The following is a 16,792-nucleotide window of genomic DNA, read 5'->3' as shown; positions in this document are numbered from 1 at the left end:
CATCGAGCGCTAACGGTCGCCGCCTCCGCGCGCGGCGACGCCATTGATCAGCGCCCGAATGGCGAGACCGACAGCCAGCGAGATCACCAGCGCTCCGAGGATCAGCGGCCACTCTAGGTCATGATTGCAGGGCACTTCTGGGATGCAGTGCCCAGCGCACTTACCAATACCGCCAAACCAAGTAGTGGCAGACCCACGACAGCGGCAAGGGCACAGCCCCATTTGCCGCCTGTCGTCCCCCCACCCCGGTACCTTTCGTCGTTCATGCTGCTAGGCTCAACGACAGGATGAGAACGTGCAAGATGCCATTGTACCGATAGCTGACGCACCTTCTGGGCCGGCTTAGCCCCCGCACACGGCCCGGCCGCGGGGGTCGCGGAGGGCGGCGGCTTCGGAGAGGACGTCGCTCATCCGCTCGACGCGCAGGCCGCTGAAGGTACCGCGCGCGCTGCATCGCCCGGCGCATTGCGGCGGCAGCTTGGCGGGGAAGATGACGCGCGCGTCCTCGATCCGCGCCTCCACCTCGCAGGCGTTGCCGAAGTCGATCCGGAGGCGATCGCCCGAACGCTTGGCCGTCCCGCTCGCGCTGCAGCCGAGGCGGCCGCCGTTGAGGACGAAGGCGCCGACCCGCAGCGCCTCCCCCTGCGGCACGAGGCAGAGCCGGTCGCCGCCGCGCGCGTAGAGACCGGTAATCGAGTCGCTCCCGGGATCGCGCACCACCCCGCGCTCGATCGCGACCGTCTCTAGGTCCGGCGCCTCGGTGTTCGCCGGGTCGCCGCCTCCCGAACAGGCCGCAAGTGCCAGCGCCAGCGCGGCGACGCCGCGCCTCATTCGACGGCGACCAGCCGGCCGTCCTCGATCCGGCGGAAGAAGCAGCTGCGCGCGCCGGTGTGGCAGGCGGGCCCTGCGGGCTCGACGCGAAGCCACAGCGCATCCTGGTCGCAGTCGATCCGCACCTCTACCACGCGCAGGACGTGGCCGGAGGTCTCCCCCTTCTTCCACAGCCGGTTGCGGCTCCGCGACCAGAAGGTGGCCTCCCCGCTTTCCAGCGTCGCCGCCAGCGCCTCGGCATTCATATGCGCGACCATCAGAAGTTCGCCGGTTGCGGCATCGGTCGCCACCGCGGTGACGAGCCCCGCGGCGTCGTACTTGGGATTCAGGGTGAGGCCGGTGTCGCGCGCGTCCATGGCCGGCGGCTTACCGGGGAGGCGGCGGGGCGGCAATCCGGGGCGATCGCACATTCTTCGTGACAGAAGGGCGACAAACCCGGAATCGCTCCCTATATGGCGCTCGCATCTCAGCGAACCCCGTGGGGCCGATGTTTAGCACCAATCCATTCGATGACGACAAGCTGCGCGAAGAGTGCGGCATCTTTGGCGTTTCCGGCGCGGACGGCGCGGCAGCACTGGTGGCGCTCGGCCTCCATGCGCTGCAGCATCGCGGGCAGGAAGCCGCCGGCATCTCCAGCTTCGACGGGGTGCAGTTCCACACGCATCGCGCGATGGGGCATGTGGCCGGCAACTTCGACCGGCCCGACGTGATCGAGGCGCTGCCGGGCGCGGCCGCCGTCGGCCACGTCCGCTACTCCACCTCCGGCGAGACGGCGCTGCGCAACGTGCAGCCGCTCTATGCCGAGCTGGCGAGCGGCGGCTTCGCCGTGGCGCACAACGGCAACCTTTCCAATGCGCTGCGGCTCCGCAAGGACCTGGTGCGGACCGGTTCGATCTTCCAGTCGACGTCGGATACCGAGGTGATCATCCACCTGGTCGCCACGTCCAATTACCGTACGCTGCTGGACCGCTTCATCGATGCGTTGAAGCAGGTCGAGGGCGCTTATTCGCTGATCTGCATGACGCCCGAGGGCATGATCGCCTGCCGCGATCCGCTGGGCATCCGCCCGCTGGTGATGGGCAAGCTGGGCGACTCGGTGATCTTTGCGTCCGAGACGGTCGCGCTCGACGTGGTCGGCGCCGAGTACGTCCGCGACGTGGAGCCGGGCGAGCTGGTAATCGTCAAGGGCACCGAGCTGCGCTCGATCCGCCCGTTCACGCCCAACGCGCCGCGGCCGTGCATCTTCGAATATGTCTATTTCTCGCGGCCCGATTCGATCTCGGGCGGCAACTCCGTCTATTCGGTGCGCAAGGCGATCGGCGCGGAGCTCGCGATCGAGAATCCGGTCGATGCCGACCTGGTGATCCCGGTTCCCGATTCGGGCGTGCCGGCGGCGATCGGCTATGCGCAGCAGTCGGGCATCCCGTTCGAACTCGGCATCATCCGCTCGCACTATGTCGGCCGCACCTTCATCCAGCCCGGCGACAAGGTCCGCCACCTTGGCGTGAAGCTGAAGCACAACGCCAACCGCGCGCTCATCGAGGGCAAGCGGATCGTGCTGATCGACGATTCGATCGTGCGCGGCACCACCTCGCTCAAGATCGTGCAGATGATGCGCGATGCCGGCGCTGCCGAGGTGCACATGCGCATCGCCAGCCCGCCGACGCGGCACAGCTGCTTCTATGGCGTCGATACGCCCGAGCGGGCCAAGCTGCTGGCGGCCAAGCTCGATCTGGGCGGCATGACCGAATATATCCAGGCGGACAGCCTGGCGTTCGTGTCGATCGACGGCCTCTACAAGGCGCTGGGCGAGGCCGAGCGCGCAGCGGTGCGGCCGAAATATTGCGACGCCTGCTTCACCGGCGACTATCCGACGCCGCTGACCGACCAGGACGAGACCCGCACGGTCGACCAGCTCGCCATGCTGGAGGAGCGCGTCGGCTGATCGCCGGCGCACCCTGCCCTTCTTTTTTCCAAGCTCCAGGATCTTCGATGACCGACAAGCCCCTTGCCGACCAGCTCGCGCTCGTGACGGGGGCCAGCCGCGGCATCGGCGCGGCGACGGCGCTCGCGCTTGCCGCCCAGGGTGCGCATGTGGTGCTGACCGCGCGCACGCCGGGTGGGCTGGAGGAGGTCGAGGAGGCGATCCACCAGGCGGGCGGCAGCGCGACGATCGCGCCGCTCGACCTGGCCGAGCCGGACGGCGTCGCCCGGCTGGCGGCGGCGCTGGGCGAGCGTTGGCAGGCGCTCGACATGCTGGTGCTGAACGCGGCGATGCTCGGCAGCCTGGGGCCGGTGAACGCGATTGACTTCAAGGAAATGTCGACGCTGTTCACGCTCAACGTGACCGCGCAGGCGGCGCTGTTGGGCGCGTTCGGGCCGATGCTGCGCCAGGCGAAGAACGGCCGGGTCGTCGGGCTGACCTCCAGTGTCGGGCGCACCCCGCGCGCGTATTGGGGGCTGTACGGATCGTCCAAGGCGGCGTTCGAGAACCTACTGACCGCGTTCGGCGAGGAAGTTCGCCAGCTGACCGCGATCCGCACCGCGATCGTCGATCCGGGCGCTACCCGCACCAAGATGCGCGCGCGTGCCTATCCGGGCGAGGCGCCCGAAAGCGTGAAGCCGCCGGAAGTGGTGGCGGAGCGGATTGCCGCGCTGATGGTGGCGGGGTTCGAGACGGGGCATTTCGAGCGCGTCGACTGACCGTTCGTCATCCTGCCGCAAGTCCGAATCCATTGCCGCTACGGCAGGAAGCGCGATCGCAACGCGTATGGATGCCAGCTTTCGCTGGTATGACGAGAAGAGAAGCGAAGCGCGCGCCCTCCTCCCGTGCTCCTGCGCAGGCAGGAGCCTAGAGCCAGGACGCCGGCGCTTGCCGCCCTGAGCTCCTGCCTGCGCAGGAGCACGGTACGCCCGTCGGCTAGCCTTGCTTCACCAGCGTGACCTGGGCGACGTGGATGCCGCCGCCGCGGAAGCCGCCTTCGCAGTACATGAGATAGTAGCGCCACAGGTCGGCGAAACCGGGCGGGAAGTTGCCGGGCAGGTCGCCGGCCGCCTCGGCCGCGTCGAAGGCAAGGCGCCAGCGGTGGAGCGTCTCGGCATAGTCCCGGCCGAAGCGGTGCTCGTCGTGCCAGGCGAGGCCCCGCGCCTGGGCCAGCGCACGAAAGCGCTCGGTCGACAGCAGCAGGCCGCCGGGAAAGATATAGGCCTGGATGAAGTCGACGTTGTTCGCATAGGCGTCGAACAGCGCGTCGTCGATCGCGATATATTGGAGCGCGGCGCGGCCGCCCGGCTTCAGCCGCGCGGCAATCGCGTCCAGATAGGCCGGCCAATATTCCTGCCCCACCGCCTCCACCATCTCGATGCTGGCGATCGCGTCGTAGCTGTCGGCGGCGTCGCGATAGTCGGTGAGCGACACCTCCACGCCCTCCAGCCCGGCCTCGCCGATCCGCTGCTCGACGAAGCGCTTCTGCTCGGACGAGAGGGTCAGGCCATGGACACGGCGACCGGCGCGGGCGGCGCGCTCCGCGAAGGAGCCCCAGCCGCAGCCGATCTCGAGGATGGTGTCGCCCGGTTGCGTCCCGGTGCGGTCGAGGATCGCCTGGAGCTTACGATCCTGCGCGGCCTCCAGCGGCTCGGCGGGATCGTCGAACAGCGCGCTCGAATAGGTCATGCCGGGGTCGAGCCAGGCGCGGTAGAAGTCGTTGCCCAGGTCATAGTGGAACTGGATGTTGCGGCGCGCATTGGCGCGGTGGTTGCGGCGCGACCAATGGGCGAAGCGCCGGGCGATGCCGGTCCATCGCCCGGCGCGGCCGACGTTGCCGAGCGCGCGGCCGTTGCGCATGAACAGATCGAACAGCGGCACGGGATCGGGACTCGACCAGTCGCCTGAGACCCATGCTTCGTACCAGCCGGCAGAGCCGCCGGTCGCCAGCCGCAGCATCGCGCGCCAGCGGTGGAGCACCACCACCGCAATTGGTCCCTCGCCGCGTCCGCCGAGCCGGACCGCACGGCCGGTCGGGAGCGTCGCCTCGATCGCGCCGAACTCCAGCCCCCGGTCGATGCGGCCGAGCATCCGTTCGAACACGGGCGCGAACCAGCGGAGCGGATCGCGCGTTGCGGCCAGGGAAGAGGGCAAGGAAGAGCGGGGCGCGTGCATGGCGCCTTACATGCACCTCCGCGAGATCACCGCAAGCCGTCCTGCTACCGATGGTCCGCGGCGAAGACCCCGCCGAGCGTGAGGATCGAGGCGAGGTGCCGCTCCGAAACCTCCATCGCGTCGTCGCCATAGCCGCCCCCCAGTGCGCTCGCCAGCGGGATGCCGCGGTCGCGCGCCAGCGTCGCCACCCAGCGATCGCGTCGGACGAGACCTTCGCGGCTGAGCGCGAGCCGGCCGAGCCGGTCGCCTGCGAACGGGTCCACCCCGGCCTGGTAGAGCAGCAGGTCGGGCGCGAAGCCGTCGACGAGCGGAACCAGCGTTTCGGCCAGCACCGCGCAATATTCGTCATCGCCGACGCCATCCGCGAGGGGCACGTCGAGGGTCGAGCGCGCCTTTCGGACGGGGAAGTTCTTTTCCGCGTGGATGGAATAGGTGGCGAGCCCGGGCCGGCCCGCCAGCAGCGAGGCGGTGCCGTCGCCCTGGTGCACGTCGCAGTCGACCACCAGCACGCGCGCAGCCGCCCCCTCCTCCACCAGCCGGTTGGCGGCGATCGCCAGGTCGTTGAAGACGCAGAAGCCGGCACCCGTGTCGGCCAGCGCATGGTGGCTTCCGCCCGCGGTGTTCGCGGCAAAGCCGTGTTCCAGTGCGAGCCGGGCGGCGAGATAGGTCCCGCCCGGCACCGCCTGCGCGCGCGCCGCAACCTCGGCGGTGATCGGGAAGCCGATCCGCCGCGCCTTTTCCGGGGGCACCGCAAGCGCGATCACCTCGGCGACATAGCCGGGTTCGTGCACCGCCTCGATCCACCGGCGCGGCATGGGGTCCGGCTCGTGCCAGTCGATCCCGGCGCCCTGCGCGCGCAGCAGGTCGCGGACCAGCCCGTTCTTGTTCCATTGATAGGTGCTGCGCGCCGGCGCGGGCGCGACATAGTCGGGGTGGTGGACGACGCGGATCACGCTCCATAGGTAAGCGCACGCACCGCGGCCGCAACGCCGCGCCACAGGAGAGCGCCTTGACCGTTTTCGTCCGCCCCGACGTCCGCGCCTTCCTCGGCTACCTCGAGAACATGCCGGGCCCGCGCATGCACGAGTTGGAGCCGGCTGCCGCACGCGCGCAGCTCCTTGCGACCAAGGACGTGGCGGATCTGCCGGTGGGAACGCTGGCGGTGATCCGCGACTGCACCATCCCCGCACCGCACGGCGATCTGCGCGCCCGGCTGTTCGACGCGCGTCCGTCGCGGGAGCCGGGCCCTGTGATACTGTTCCTTCATGGCGGCGGCTTCGTCATCGGCGACCTCGACTCGCATGCGAGCGCTTGTGCGGAGATCGCGCGGATGCTCGACCTGCCGGTGGTGGCGCTCGACTATCGGCTTGCGCCCGAACACCCGTGGCCGGCGGCGCCCGACGACGCCGAGACCGCCGCGCGCTGGCTGGCGGCCGGGCCGGCCGTGCTGGAGCGCGGCGTGACGAGCCTGGTGCTGGCGGGCGACAGCGCGGGCGCCACGCTCGCGATCGTCACCGCCATGGCGCTACGCGACCGGCCCGCGGCGGCGCCGGTGATCGCGCAGTGGCCGATCTACCCCGTGACCGACACCACCCGCGAATACCCTTCCTACGGCGAGTTCGCCGAGGGCTATCTGCTGACCCGCGAATCGCTCGCCTGGTTCGGCCAGGCCTATCGCGCGGAGAGCGCGAGCCTGCGCGCCTCGCCGCTGCTGGGGACCATGGCGGAGATGCCGCCGGCGCTGGTGCTGACCGCCGGGCTCGACCCGTTGCGGGATCAGGGCCGCGCCTATGCGGCAGCACTCGCGGAGGCGGGGGTCGCCGTGACCTATCGCGAGGCGCGCGGCAATGTGCACGGGTTCCTCAACCTGCGCCGCGCTATCCCGTCGAGTCAGGGCGACCTTGCCGGCGCGCTGGTCGCCCTGCGCCAGATCGTCACCGAGGCGGAAGCCGAGCGCGTCCTGGCGCAGGCGGCCGGCTGAATCCCTCGACTTGGGCGCGGCCGCACCGCTAGGAGACCTGCCATGAACGAGACCACGCTTCCCTACCGGCCCTGCGCGGGTGTCATGCTGATCAACCGCGACGGGCGCGTGTTCGTCGGCCAGCGGATCGATTCGACGCTGGAGGCGTGGCAGATGCCGCAGGGCGGGATCGACCCCGGCGAGGACGCGCTCGCCGCGGCGCTGCGCGAGCTGCGCGAGGAGACGGGCGTGCAGCCGGACAAGGTCTCGCTGATCGGCGAGGCGCCGGAGGAGCTCACCTACGACCTTCCGGAGGACATGATCGGCAAGGTCTGGGGCGGCAAGTATCGCGGGCAGCGCCAGCGCTGGTTCGCCTTCCGCTTCGAGGGTGAGGAGCAGGACATCGACATCGCAACGCCCGAGCCGGAGTTCCGCGCCTGGCGCTGGGCCGAGCCGGATGAGCTGCCGGAGGCGATCGTCGGCTTCAAGCGCGCACTCTACGAGCGGCTGCTCGAGCTGTTCGCCGAGCCGCTGGGCCGAAACGCCGGCTGACGCGACGGAGCGAGTCGCAAGGCGGGTTCACCTCTCGCTGCATTGCAGCTAAGGACAGGCGCGTGACCAAGGCTGCGTATCTTTTCCTTGCCGCACCGCTCCTGCTGGCAAACGCCGCACCGCCGGCTGCCGCCAAGAAGGACGCGCCGATCCCCGAGCAGCTCAAGATGATGCTCGATGCCGCCATGGCCTCGGGCAACGAGGGCGAGGTCGCGACGCTGGTGAAGTATTCGCGGATCGCAGCGCCCGACAGCATCGACCTGGTTCGTGAGATCACCGGCAAGTGGACGGCCGATCGTGCTGCCCAACGCACCCGTGAGCTGCAGGAGTCCTCGTTCTTCGCGCTGGTGAAGGGACGTGCCGAACTCGGCGGCTATGCGAGTTCGGGCAACAGCGACAATTTCGGCGCGACCGGCGTGCTGGACCTGTCGCGCGAGGGGTTCCGCTGGCGCCACAAGCTGCGCCTGCAGCTCGACTATCAGAAGGCGAACGGCGTCACGAGCCGGGAATATTATCTCGCCGCCTATGAGCCGAACTACAAGGTCGACGACCGGCTCTACGTCTACGGCTCGACGCAGTTCGAGAGCGACCGGTTCGTCGGGTACAACAGCCGCTTCTCGGCCTCGGCGGGTGCCGGTTACAGCGCAATTAAGCGGCCGGCGCTGACGCTGGACCTGGAACTCGGCCCAGCGTTTCGCCAGACCGACTTCACCGACGAGACCCAGGAAAGCAGCCTTGCGGCGCGCGGTTCGGTCGACTTCGACTGGCGCCTGACCCCCGCGCTGACGCTGCGCCAGGACGCCTCCGCCTATCTGGCCGCGCAGGCGAACAGCACCGTGAGCAGCACCACGGCGGTCGATGCCAAGCTGCTGGGGCCGCTTTCCGCACAGGTCTCCTATGCGGTGCGATACGAGAGCCGCCCGCCCGAAGGCAGCGTCACCACCGACACCACCACGCGCGCGTCCCTGGTCTATTCCTTCTAGGCCCCGTTCCTTCCGAGGCGGATCCGCGCTAGCCTCGCGACCATGGATGTTCTTACAAGCGCGGAAGCCGCCGTTGTCGAACGGGCGCGCGCTGCCCCGATGCTGGCGCACCTTGAACCCTGGGTCGCGGTAAACAGCGGCACGCGCAATCTCACCGGGCTTGCCCGGATGGCGCAGCTGTTAGCCGATGCCTTTTCCGCGCTTCCCGGCGGAATTGCGCTGATCAAGCCGGACCCGGTCGAGGCGATCTCCGCCACCGGGCGGCTCCAGCCGATCGAGCACGGACGCCACCTGCTGCTGACGGTGCGGCCGCAGGCGCCGATCCAGCTGCTGTTCGCGGGCCACATGGACACGGTCTATCCGGCGGACCACCCGTTCCAAAAGATGCGGGTGCGCGAGGATGGCGCGCTGAACGGCCCCGGCGCGGCCGACATGAAGGGCGGCTTGGCGGTGATGCTCGCGGCGTTGGAGGCGATCGAGAATTCCGGCTTCGCGGGGCGGCTGGGCTATCAGGTCGTCATCAACTCCGACGAGGAGACGGGCTCGCTCTCCTCCGCTCCGCTGATCGCCCGCGCGGCGCGCGGCAAGGCCGCCGCCTTCGTCTACGAGCCGTCGCTTGCGGACGGAACGCTGGCAGGCGCGCGCGGCGGCACGGGCAATTTCTCGCTCGCGGTGACGGGGCGCAGCGCCCATGCCGGCCGCAATCCCGAGGAAGGCCGCAACGCGCTGGTGGCGGCGGCCGAGCTCGCGCTGCGGCTGGCGGATGCGGCAGGCGATGGCCTCACCGTCAATCCGGCGCGGATCGACGGCGGCAGCCCGAACAACGTCGTGCCGGAGCATGCGGTGCTGCGGGTCAACTTCCGCCCGGCCTCGCTCGACGCGGCAGCGCGCGCGCAAGCGGCGCTCGATTCGGCCGCGACCGAGGTGGCTGCGGGGCACGACGTGCGCGTCGAATGCCACGGCAGCTTCAACCGGCCGCCAAAGCCGATCGATGCCGCCGCCGAGCGCCTGTTCGGGCTGGTCCGCGATGCGGGCCAGAGCCTGGGCCTCTCGGTCGGCTGGCGCGACACCGGGGGCGTGTGCGACGGCAACAACATCGCCGCCTGCGGCGTGCCCGTGATCGACACCATGGGCGTCCGCGGCGGCGCCATCCATTCGCCGGAGGAATATATGCTGCCCGACAGCCTTGCCGAGCGCGCCGCGCTGTCGGCACTTTCGATCCTGCGGCTCGTCGAGCGGGGGAGCGCATGAGCTTTCGCATCCGCGCCGCCCGCGACGAGGACCTGCAGCACCTTTATGAAATGGCGAAGCTGACCGGCGGCGGCTTCACCAACCTGCCCCCCGACAAGCCGGCCCTGCGGGCAAAGCTGGAGCGCAGCCACGCGGCTTTCGCGCGCGAGGCCGACAGCCTGGAAGACGAGCTGTTCGTGCTGGTGCTGGAGAATGCGGAGACGCAGGAGGTGCGCGGCACCTGCCAGATCTTCACCCAGGTCGGCCAGCACTGGCCCTTCTACTCCTATCGGGTCGCGACCCTCACCAAGCATAGCGAGGCGCTGCGCCGGACCTTTCGGGCCGAGATCCTCAACCTGGTGAACGACCTGGAGGGCGCGAGCGAGGTCGGCGGGCTGTTCCTGCATCCGGGCGAGCGCGCCGGCGGGCTGGGGCTGCTGCTGGCGCGCAGCCGCTACCTGTTCATCAAGGCGCATCGCCAGCGCTTCGCAGACCGCATCCTGGCCGAGCTGCGCGGCGTGATCGACGAGGCGGGCGGGTCGCCCTTCTGGGACGGGGTCGCGGGGCGCTTCTTCGGCATGAGCTTCCAGGAGGCGGACCAGTTCAATGCGATCCACGGCAACCAGTTCATCGCCGACCTGATGCCGAAGCATCCGGTCTACACGGCGATGCTGCCGGAGAATGCACGGTCGGTGATCGGCCTGCCCCACCCCTCCGGCCGGGCCGCGATGCGGATGCTGGAGCGCGAAGGCTTCCATTATGAAAACTACGTCGACATCTTCGACGGCGGGCCGACCATGACCGCCCGGACCGACCAGGTGGGGACCATCCGCAACGCGCGGCAGGTGCGCGTGGCGGAACTGGGAGGCGACGGGGAGCCGATGCTGGTGTCGGCCGGGCGGCTGGAGCATTTCCGCGTGGCGCTGGGCCAGGTGCGTGCGGGCGACGCCGGCGACGTGCTGCTCGATCCCGCCTGTGCCGCGCTGCTGGGCGTCGACGCCGGCGACCAGGTGACGGTGGTGGAGCGCGACTGATGGCGGTGCGGGAGATCAACTTCGACGGGATCGTCGGGCCGAGCCACAATTATGCAGGGCTGAGCCACGGCAACCTGGCCGCGACCCGCAATGCCGGTGCGGTCTCGCACCCGCGCGCGGCGGCGTTGCAGGGCATCGACAAGATGCGCGCAAATCTTGCCCTCGGCCTCGCACAGGGGATCCTGCTGCCGCACCCGCGGCCGGATCGCCGCTGGCTGTCGGCGCTGGCCACCGACTATGCGACGGCCCCGGCGCATCTGAAGGCGCAGGCGCTGTCCGCCTCGGCGATGTGGGCGGCCAACGCCGCCACCGTCTCCCCGGCGCCCGACACGGCCGATGGACGGTGCCACTTGAGCGTGGCCAATCTCGTGACCATGGCGCATCGCAGCCACGAGTGGCCCGCGACGCTGGCACAGCTGCGGCTCGCCTTCGCGCACGAGGGCTTCGCCGTACACCCGCCCGTGCCGGCACCGTTCGGGGACGAAGGCGCGGCGAACCACATGCGGCTGTCGGCCGCGCACGATCGGCCCGGCGTCGAGGTGTTCGTCTATGGCGTGGGCGGCGGGCCCTTTCCCGCCCGCCAGCATCGCGAGGCGAGCGCGGCGGTGGCGCGGGCGCATGGCCTGGACCCGACGCGCACCTTGTTCGTGCAGCAATCGGACGCGGCGATCGCGGCCGGCGCCTTTCACAACGACGTGGTGGCGGTGGCGAACGAGCGCGTGCTGTTCTGCCATGAACAGGCCTTTGCCGACGCGCCCGGCTTCTACGCCGAGCTCCGCCGCTTGCTGCCGGAGGTGGAGATCGTCGAGGTGCCCGCGGCACGCGTGCCGCTGGAGGATGCGATCGCGTCCTACCTCTTCAACGCGCAGCTGGTGACGCTGCCGGACGGGGCGCAGGCGCTAGTGCTGCCGGAAGAAGCGCGGGCGACGCCGTCGGTGTGGAACTGGCTGCAGGAACATGTCGCGGGCAATGGCCCGATCCGCCGGCTGGAAGTGGTCGACGTGCGCGAATCCATGGCCAACGGCGGCGGCCCGGCGTGCCTGCGTCTGCGCGTCGTTGCCGATCCGGCTACGGTCGACCCGCGTTTCCTGGTGGACGAGGCAAAGCTCGACCGGATCGCGGAGGTCATCCGCACCCACTGGCCCGAGACGATCGCGCATGACGCCATCGCGGATCCGGGTCTGATCGAGCAGATCGAAATCGCGCGAGCATCGCTGCTCGAAGCGCTCGAACTTGTCGAGTTAACTTACAGTTAACTAGGCTGCGCCAGGCGGAGACGCAGTTTTCCGCCACTGGCACGGGGCTTGCTACGCACCGGCCATGTGGAAGCGTGTCACCCGCCTGTTCACCATCAAGACCAAGTTCGAAGCCTATCTGGTGATCTACGGCCTCGGCATGGGGGCCGTCGAGCGCGGGCTCACCTATGTCGAGCAATACCCCGGCGCCGGGGGTTGGGCGTTGTTCGCCCTCTGCCCGGTCGCGGTGTTTATGGCCGGCGGGCGCATCCTCGACTCGGTCGAGGCGCACTGAACACCCCCGAGGACGCGCCGCTGCCGGCATGTATGTCAGCCGGCGCGGGCCGCCTCGAACCCCTGGACCAACGCCGCGCCGCGGGCGCGCACGTCCTCGACGCTGCGGCCGGGCGCATAGAGCGACGAGCCGATCCCGAAGCCGGCAGCGCCCGCCTGCAGATACGGCCCCATGGTGTTGGGATCGATGCCGCCGACGGGGAATACGGGGAAGCTCTTGGGCAGCACCGCGCGCATCGCCTTCAGCCCCTGCGGCCCGGCGAGTTCGGCGGGGAAGAGCTTGAGCGCGTCGGCACCGGCCGCGATGGCGCGAAACGCCTCGCTGGGGGTGAAGAAGGCGGGCAGCGACTGGAGCCCGGCGTCCTTGGTCGCGGCGATCACGTCGACGTCGGTGTTGGGCGAGATCACGATCTTGCCGCCGGCATCCGCCACCCGGCCGACGTCCGCGACGGTCAGCACCGTGCCCGCACCGACGAGCGCGCGATCGCCCATGCGATCGACGATGCGGCGGATGCTGTCGAACGGCTCGGGCGAGTTGAGTGGCACTTCCAGGCAGCGGAAGCCCACGTCGAACAGCGCATCGGCGATCGCCGGCGCCTCGTCCGGGGTCAGGCCGCGCAGGATCGCGACGAGCGGCAGGCCGCCCAGCAGGGTTTCGATGGTCACTTCAGCAATCCTCCAATTCGCCACAGGCCGCGCGCCACCGCATCGGCGCCGTCGACCACGGCCACATCCGTTACAGCCGCCAGCGCCAGGGCAACGCGGTAATGCGCCGCAAGCACGGCGTTGCAGATCAGCACCACGCCCTGCCCTGCTGCATCCCGCATCGCCGCCACTTCGCCGCCGATCAGCAGGCCGGAGAGATAGCTAGCGACCGCCTGCGGCGCGAGACTGCCGAGTAGCACGTCGGCCCGTGCCGAGAAGAGCAGCGGCAGCACGCCTGCCGGATTGTCGAGGGCGCGCTGGGCGCCGAGCGTGAAGGCGGCCTCGTCGGGCGCGTCGCCCTCCGCAAGCTGCCCCAGCAGCGAGTTGTTCCGCAGCAGGGCGTACATCTCGCCCGTCATGATGGTGGAGAAGCCGGTGATGCGGCCCCCTTCGACGCGGGCCCACTTGCTGTGGGTGCCGGGCAGGACAATGGTGCCGTCTGCAAGCCCGCTGCCGAGGATCTGGGTCTCCTCCCCCCGCATCACGTTGGCCACGCCGCTGGCGCTGCGCGCGGAGAGGCCGGGGACGATGAAGCAGTGGGCCGGCGCATCCTCGGCCCGAAGGGCGGCGGCGGCGAGCCCGGCCGGATCGGCGGGACACGGAAGATACGGTGCCTCGTGCCAGCCGGCGCGCGCACCCACCATGCCGGCGAGCACGACTCGCGTGTCCGCCTCCAGCCAGCCGTCGAGGGTGTCGGCCAGCACCTGCGGGAACTCGTCGCGCTTCAGCCGAGCCGCCCCGCGCGGGGATTCGCGCCGGTCGATCACCGCACCGTCAGGCCCGAAGCGATAGGCGCGCAGGTTGCTCGATCCCCAGTCGACACCAACCAACGTCATGCGCGTGCTCCCAGAAGATGCAACGCGCGCCGGGCCGGCGCGAGGGCGTTGCGGATCATGGCGCTGAAGTGGAACGGCTGCGCGCAAATGTCGAGCCCGGTGCGGCTCTCCAGCATTCCGAGGCGTTTCCGCGCCGGAGCGGGTTGATCGGGCGCAAGGACGGGCGCAGGAGGGGACCCGCATAGCGCCCGGCACACGGGAGGTTCGCGCGATGGAGAGTGACGTAGTGATCATAGGCGGCGGTCCCGCCGGGCTCAGCCTGGCGCGTTCGCTGGCCGATGCGCCCCTGCGCGTGACCGTGATCGAGCGCCAGCCAGAGGCGGCGATCGCCGCCCCCGCCTATGACGGGCGCGAGATCGCCCTCACCCACCGCTCGATCGGCACGCTCAAGGCGCTGGGCGCCTGGGAGCTGCTGCCGGCGGAAGAGATCTCGCCGCTCAACGAAGCGCGGGTGCTGAACGGCGCCTCGCCCTTCGCGCTTTCGTTCGAGACGTCCGGTCACGGCGGCGGGCCGCTGAGCCTGATGGTGCCGAACCACCGCATCCGCGCGGCGCTGTACCGGACGGTCGCCGACCAGCCGAACCTGACGCTGCTGGCCGGGACCGGGGTCGCGGCGATCCGGACGGACGCGCGATCGGCCGAAGTGACGCTCGACGACGGGCGGGTCCTTTCGGCACGGCTGCTGGTGGCGGCGGACTCGCGCTTCTCGCGGGTGCGGGAGCAACTGGGGATCGGGGCGGAGGTCAACCGGCTCGGCCGATCGATGATGGTGTGCCGGGTCCGCCACGAGGGCGATCATGGGGGCGTCGCCACCGAATGGTTCGATCACCACCAGACCGTGGCGATGCTGCCGCTGAACGGGCGCCGGTCGTCGGCGGTGCTCACGCTGCCGGCGGAGGCGATGGCGCGGATCGCGGCGCTGGACGAGGCAGCGCTGGGGGCGGAACTGACGCGGCGGTACCAGGGGCGGCTCGGACGGATGCAAGTGGACGCGCCCGCGCACGTCTATCCGCTCGCCACCACCTATGCCCGGCACTTTGCGGCGACGCGCGCGGCGCTGATCGGCGATGCGGCGGTGGGCATGCACCCCGTCACCGCCCACGGCTTCAACCTGGGTCTGCAAAGCCAGGCGACGCTGGCGCAGTTGGTGACCGATGCCGCGCGGCGCGGCGGCGACATCGCGGCGCCGGCGCTGCTGCGCCGCTACGAGATGACGCACCGGCTCGCGAGCCGCCCGCTCTATGCGGCCACGAATTTCCTGGTTCGGCTCTATACCGACGAGCGCCCGGGCGCGCGGCTCGCGCGTCACGCGACGCTTCGGGTCGGCAGCCGGCTGCCGCTCGCCCGCCAGGCGATCACCGCGATGCTGATGCAGCGCTGAACCCCCGAAAAGGAGAACCAGAACCCGATGGCCGATCGTATCGCGTGCCAGGCGCTTCGTCACAAAATCTGCACCGCCGCCGAGGCTGCGACCCACATCTCGTCGGGCAACACCGTCGGCATGAGCGGATTCACCGGGTCCGGATACCCCAAGGCGGTGCCGACGGCGCTGGCTGCAAGGATCGAAGCCGAACACGCAGCCGGCCGGCCGTTTCGCGTCCGCATCTGGACCGGTGCCTCGACCGGACCGGAACTCGACGGCGCCCTCGCCAAGGCCGACGGCATCGAGTTCCGCCTGCCCTACAATTCCGATCCGATCGCGCGCGCGAAGATCAACGCGGGCGAGATGGACTATTTCGACATGCACCTGAGCCAGGTCGCGCCGATGGCCTGGGAGGGCTTCCTGGGCCCCCTGGACGTCGCGGTGATCGAGGTGTCAGGCATCCGCCCGGACGGCGCGCTGATCCCATCCTCCTCGGTCGGCAACAACAAGACCTGGATCGATCGCGCCGACAAGGTGATCCTGGAGGTGAACCGCTGGCAGGACGCGCGGCTGGATGGCGTCCACGACGTCTATTACGGGACCGCGCTGCCGCCCGCGCGCGTGCCGATCCCGCTGGTGCGGCCGGACGATCGCATCGGCGAGCCCTATTTCCGCTGCGATCCGGGCAAGATCGTCGCGATCGTGGAAACGGATGCGCCCGATCGCAACCTGCCTTTCACCCCGCCGGACGCGACCGCGCGCGCGATCGCGGGTCATCTGCTCGAATTCTTCGGGCATGAGGTGCGCCGCGGGCGCCTGCCGGCGTCGCTACTGCCGATCCAGTCAGGCGTCGGCAACATCGCCAATGCGGTGCTGACCGGCCTGGTCGACAGCCCGTTCCACGACATGACCGCCTTTACCGAGGTGATCCAGGACGGCATGCTCGACCTGCTGGACAGCGGGCGGCTGCGCATGGCCTCGGCCACCGGCTTTTCGCTGAGCCCCGAGGCGGCGGAACGGCTCAACGCGAACATGGGTGTGTATCGGACCAAGATGGTGCTGCGCCCGCAGGAGATCAGCAACCACCCGGAACTGGTCCGGCGGCTCGGCTGCCTCGCGATGAACGGGCTGATCGAGGCGGACATCTACGGCAACGTGAACTCGACCCATGTGATGGGATCGCGCATCCAGAACGGCATCGGCGGATCGGGCGACTTCGCCCGCAACGCCTATATCTCGATCTTCATGACGCCCTCGACCGCAAAGGGCGGCGCCATCTCCGCGATCGTGCCGCAGGTGGCGCATGTCGACCACATCAACCAGGACGTGCAGGTGATCGTCACCGAGCAGGGGCTCGCCGACCTCCGCGGGCTCAGCCCCAAGCAGCGGGCGCGGCTGATCATCGAGAAGTGCGCGCATCCCGACTACCGCCCGATGCTGGCGGACTATTACGCGCGCGCCCTGAAGGGGAGCTATGGCCTGCACGCGCCATCGCTTCCGGGCGAGGCGCTGTCCTGGCACCAGCGCTTCATGGACAGGGGGACGATGCGGCCCTGAGGCCTGCAACCGGTTGCGCGAGATCAAGGCGGATCGAGGCCGGTCCGCCTAGA

Annotated in this window: 17 protein-coding genes; 11 read left to right on the top strand and 6 right to left on the bottom strand. The window is 70.0% G+C overall.

Going from position 1 to position 16,792, the window contains the following annotated elements:
- Positions 1-342: 342 nt before the first annotated feature.
- Together EO081_RS04960 and hisI are read right to left on the bottom strand one after the other, a co-directional pair.
- The gene (locus tag EO081_RS04960) at positions 343-831 is read right to left on the bottom strand and encodes a hypothetical protein (protein WP_129340782.1); all 489 of its coding nucleotides are present in this window, start codon (positions 829-831) and stop codon (positions 343-345) included.
- A complete protein-coding gene (gene hisI, locus EO081_RS04955) occupies positions 828-1,187 on the bottom strand; it encodes a phosphoribosyl-AMP cyclohydrolase (protein ID WP_129340781.1) in 360 nt (119 codons plus the stop codon). The genes EO081_RS04960 and hisI overlap by 4 nt, the downstream gene beginning before the upstream one ends.
- Positions 1,188-1,318: 131 nt before the next feature.
- On the opposite strand from hisI, the gene purF reads away from it, so the two are divergent.
- A complete protein-coding gene (gene purF / locus EO081_RS04950) occupies positions 1,319-2,776 on the top strand; it encodes an amidophosphoribosyltransferase (RefSeq protein WP_129340780.1) in 1,458 nt (485 codons plus the stop codon).
- Between the two features lie 47 nt (positions 2,777-2,823).
- Positions 2,824-3,534 (top strand): SDR family NAD(P)-dependent oxidoreductase, encoded by a 711-nt coding sequence (locus EO081_RS04945; protein WP_129340779.1) that lies wholly within the window; start codon positions 2,824-2,826, stop codon positions 3,532-3,534.
- Between the two features lie 217 nt (positions 3,535-3,751).
- Here EO081_RS04945 and EO081_RS04940 read toward each other — a convergent pair whose 3' ends face one another.
- Both EO081_RS04940 and EO081_RS04935 read right to left on the bottom strand, forming a co-directional pair.
- Positions 3,752-4,990, bottom strand: coding sequence for an SAM-dependent methyltransferase (locus tag EO081_RS04940; protein WP_129340778.1), 1,239 nt, complete (start codon positions 4,988-4,990; stop codon positions 3,752-3,754).
- Between the two features lie 44 nt (positions 4,991-5,034).
- Positions 5,035-5,943 (bottom strand): histone deacetylase family protein, encoded by a 909-nt coding sequence (locus tag EO081_RS04935; RefSeq protein ID WP_129340777.1) that lies wholly within the window; start codon positions 5,941-5,943, stop codon positions 5,035-5,037.
- Positions 5,944-6,053: 110 nt separating this feature from the next.
- Here EO081_RS04935 and EO081_RS04930 point away from each other — a divergent pair, with 110 nt between their 5' ends.
- The 7 genes from EO081_RS04930 to EO081_RS04900 all read left to right on the top strand — a co-directional run bounded on the left by EO081_RS04930 (position 6,054) and on the right by EO081_RS04900 (position 12,279).
- Positions 6,054-6,971 carry an alpha/beta hydrolase gene (locus tag EO081_RS04930; protein ID WP_129341440.1) on the top strand — a complete coding sequence of 306 codons (918 nt, stop codon included), beginning with the start codon at positions 6,054-6,056 and terminating at the stop codon, positions 6,969-6,971.
- A gap of 42 nt (positions 6,972-7,013) precedes the next feature.
- Positions 7,014-7,502: an RNA pyrophosphohydrolase gene (locus tag EO081_RS04925; RefSeq protein ID WP_129340776.1), complete on the top strand. Its 489-nt coding sequence runs from the start codon at positions 7,014-7,016 to the stop codon at positions 7,500-7,502.
- A gap of 62 nt (positions 7,503-7,564) precedes the next feature.
- Positions 7,565-8,485 (top strand): DUF481 domain-containing protein, encoded by a 921-nt coding sequence (locus tag EO081_RS04920; protein WP_240697537.1) that lies wholly within the window; start codon positions 7,565-7,567, stop codon positions 8,483-8,485.
- 42 nt (positions 8,486-8,527) lie between these two features.
- Positions 8,528-9,736: a hydrolase gene (locus EO081_RS04915; protein ID WP_129340775.1), complete on the top strand. Its 1,209-nt coding sequence runs from the start codon at positions 8,528-8,530 to the stop codon at positions 9,734-9,736.
- The gene (locus EO081_RS04910; protein WP_129340774.1) at positions 9,733-10,749 is read left to right on the top strand and encodes an arginine N-succinyltransferase; all 1,017 of its coding nucleotides are present in this window, start codon (positions 9,733-9,735) and stop codon (positions 10,747-10,749) included. Before EO081_RS04915 ends, EO081_RS04910 begins: the two co-directional genes overlap by 4 nt.
- Positions 10,749-12,005, top strand: a complete 1,257-nt coding sequence (locus EO081_RS04905) for an N-succinylarginine dihydrolase (protein WP_129340773.1) — start codon at positions 10,749-10,751, stop codon at positions 12,003-12,005. The genes EO081_RS04910 and EO081_RS04905 overlap by 1 nt, the downstream gene beginning before the upstream one ends.
- A 64-nt stretch (positions 12,006-12,069) precedes the next feature.
- Complete coding sequence (locus EO081_RS04900; RefSeq protein WP_129340772.1) at positions 12,070-12,279, top strand: hypothetical protein; 210 nt, start codon at positions 12,070-12,072, stop codon at positions 12,277-12,279.
- Positions 12,280-12,314: 35 nt separating this feature from the next.
- Here the strand turns inward: EO081_RS04900 and EO081_RS04895 are convergent, their stop codons facing one another.
- On the bottom strand, positions 12,315-12,944 hold the full coding sequence (locus EO081_RS04895; protein WP_129340771.1) for a 2-dehydro-3-deoxy-6-phosphogalactonate aldolase: 630 nt from the start codon (positions 12,942-12,944) through the stop codon (positions 12,315-12,317).
- Entirely contained in the window at positions 12,941-13,819 is an 879-nt protein-coding gene (locus EO081_RS04890) for a 2-dehydro-3-deoxygalactonokinase (RefSeq protein ID WP_165284509.1), read from the bottom strand. The genes EO081_RS04895 and EO081_RS04890 overlap by 4 nt, the downstream gene beginning before the upstream one ends.
- Before the next feature lie 211 nt (positions 13,820-14,030).
- Here EO081_RS04890 and ubiM point away from each other — a divergent pair, with 211 nt between their 5' ends.
- Both ubiM and EO081_RS04880 read left to right on the top strand, forming a co-directional pair.
- Positions 14,031-15,200: a 5-demethoxyubiquinol-8 5-hydroxylase UbiM gene (gene ubiM, locus EO081_RS04885; protein ID WP_129340769.1), complete on the top strand. Its 1,170-nt coding sequence runs from the start codon at positions 14,031-14,033 to the stop codon at positions 15,198-15,200.
- 27 nt (positions 15,201-15,227) lie between these two features.
- A complete protein-coding gene (locus EO081_RS04880) occupies positions 15,228-16,739 on the top strand; it encodes an acetyl-CoA hydrolase/transferase family protein (protein ID WP_129340768.1) in 1,512 nt (503 codons plus the stop codon).
- Positions 16,740-16,792 lie beyond the last annotated feature (53 nt).

Origin of the sequence: Sphingomonas desiccabilis (assembly GCF_004135605.1) — a bacterium.
GTDB lineage: Bacteria > Pseudomonadota > Alphaproteobacteria > Sphingomonadales > Sphingomonadaceae > Sphingomonas > Sphingomonas desiccabilis.
Note: the sequence above shows the minus strand (reverse complement) of the source record. Positions and strands in the feature narration are given on the sequence as shown.

Coding starts and splice junctions, on each gene's coding strand:
- EO081_RS04960 (WP_129340782.1), bottom strand. CDS start 831: ATGAGGCGCGGCGTCGCCGCGCTGGCGCTGGCACTTGCGGCCTGTTCG.
- hisI (WP_129340781.1), bottom strand. CDS start 1,187: ATGGACGCGCGCGACACCGGCCTCACCCTGAATCCCAAGTACGACGCC.
- purF (WP_129340780.1), top strand. CDS start 1,319: ATGTTTAGCACCAATCCATTCGATGACGACAAGCTGCGCGAAGAGTGC.
- EO081_RS04945 (WP_129340779.1), top strand. CDS start 2,824: ATGACCGACAAGCCCCTTGCCGACCAGCTCGCGCTCGTGACGGGGGCC.
- EO081_RS04940 (WP_129340778.1), bottom strand. CDS start 4,990: ATGCACGCGCCCCGCTCTTCCTTGCCCTCTTCCCTGGCCGCAACGCGC.
- EO081_RS04930 (WP_129341440.1), top strand. CDS start 6,054: ATGCCGGGCCCGCGCATGCACGAGTTGGAGCCGGCTGCCGCACGCGCG.
- EO081_RS04925 (WP_129340776.1), top strand. CDS start 7,014: ATGAACGAGACCACGCTTCCCTACCGGCCCTGCGCGGGTGTCATGCTG.
- EO081_RS04915 (WP_129340775.1), top strand. CDS start 8,528: ATGGATGTTCTTACAAGCGCGGAAGCCGCCGTTGTCGAACGGGCGCGC.
- EO081_RS04910 (WP_129340774.1), top strand. CDS start 9,733: ATGAGCTTTCGCATCCGCGCCGCCCGCGACGAGGACCTGCAGCACCTT.
- EO081_RS04905 (WP_129340773.1), top strand. CDS start 10,749: ATGGCGGTGCGGGAGATCAACTTCGACGGGATCGTCGGGCCGAGCCAC.
- EO081_RS04900 (WP_129340772.1), top strand. CDS start 12,070: ATGTGGAAGCGTGTCACCCGCCTGTTCACCATCAAGACCAAGTTCGAA.
- EO081_RS04890 (WP_165284509.1), bottom strand. CDS start 13,819: ATGACGTTGGTTGGTGTCGACTGGGGATCGAGCAACCTGCGCGCCTAT.
- ubiM (WP_129340769.1), top strand. CDS start 14,031: ATGGAGAGTGACGTAGTGATCATAGGCGGCGGTCCCGCCGGGCTCAGC.
- EO081_RS04880 (WP_129340768.1), top strand. CDS start 15,228: ATGGCCGATCGTATCGCGTGCCAGGCGCTTCGTCACAAAATCTGCACC.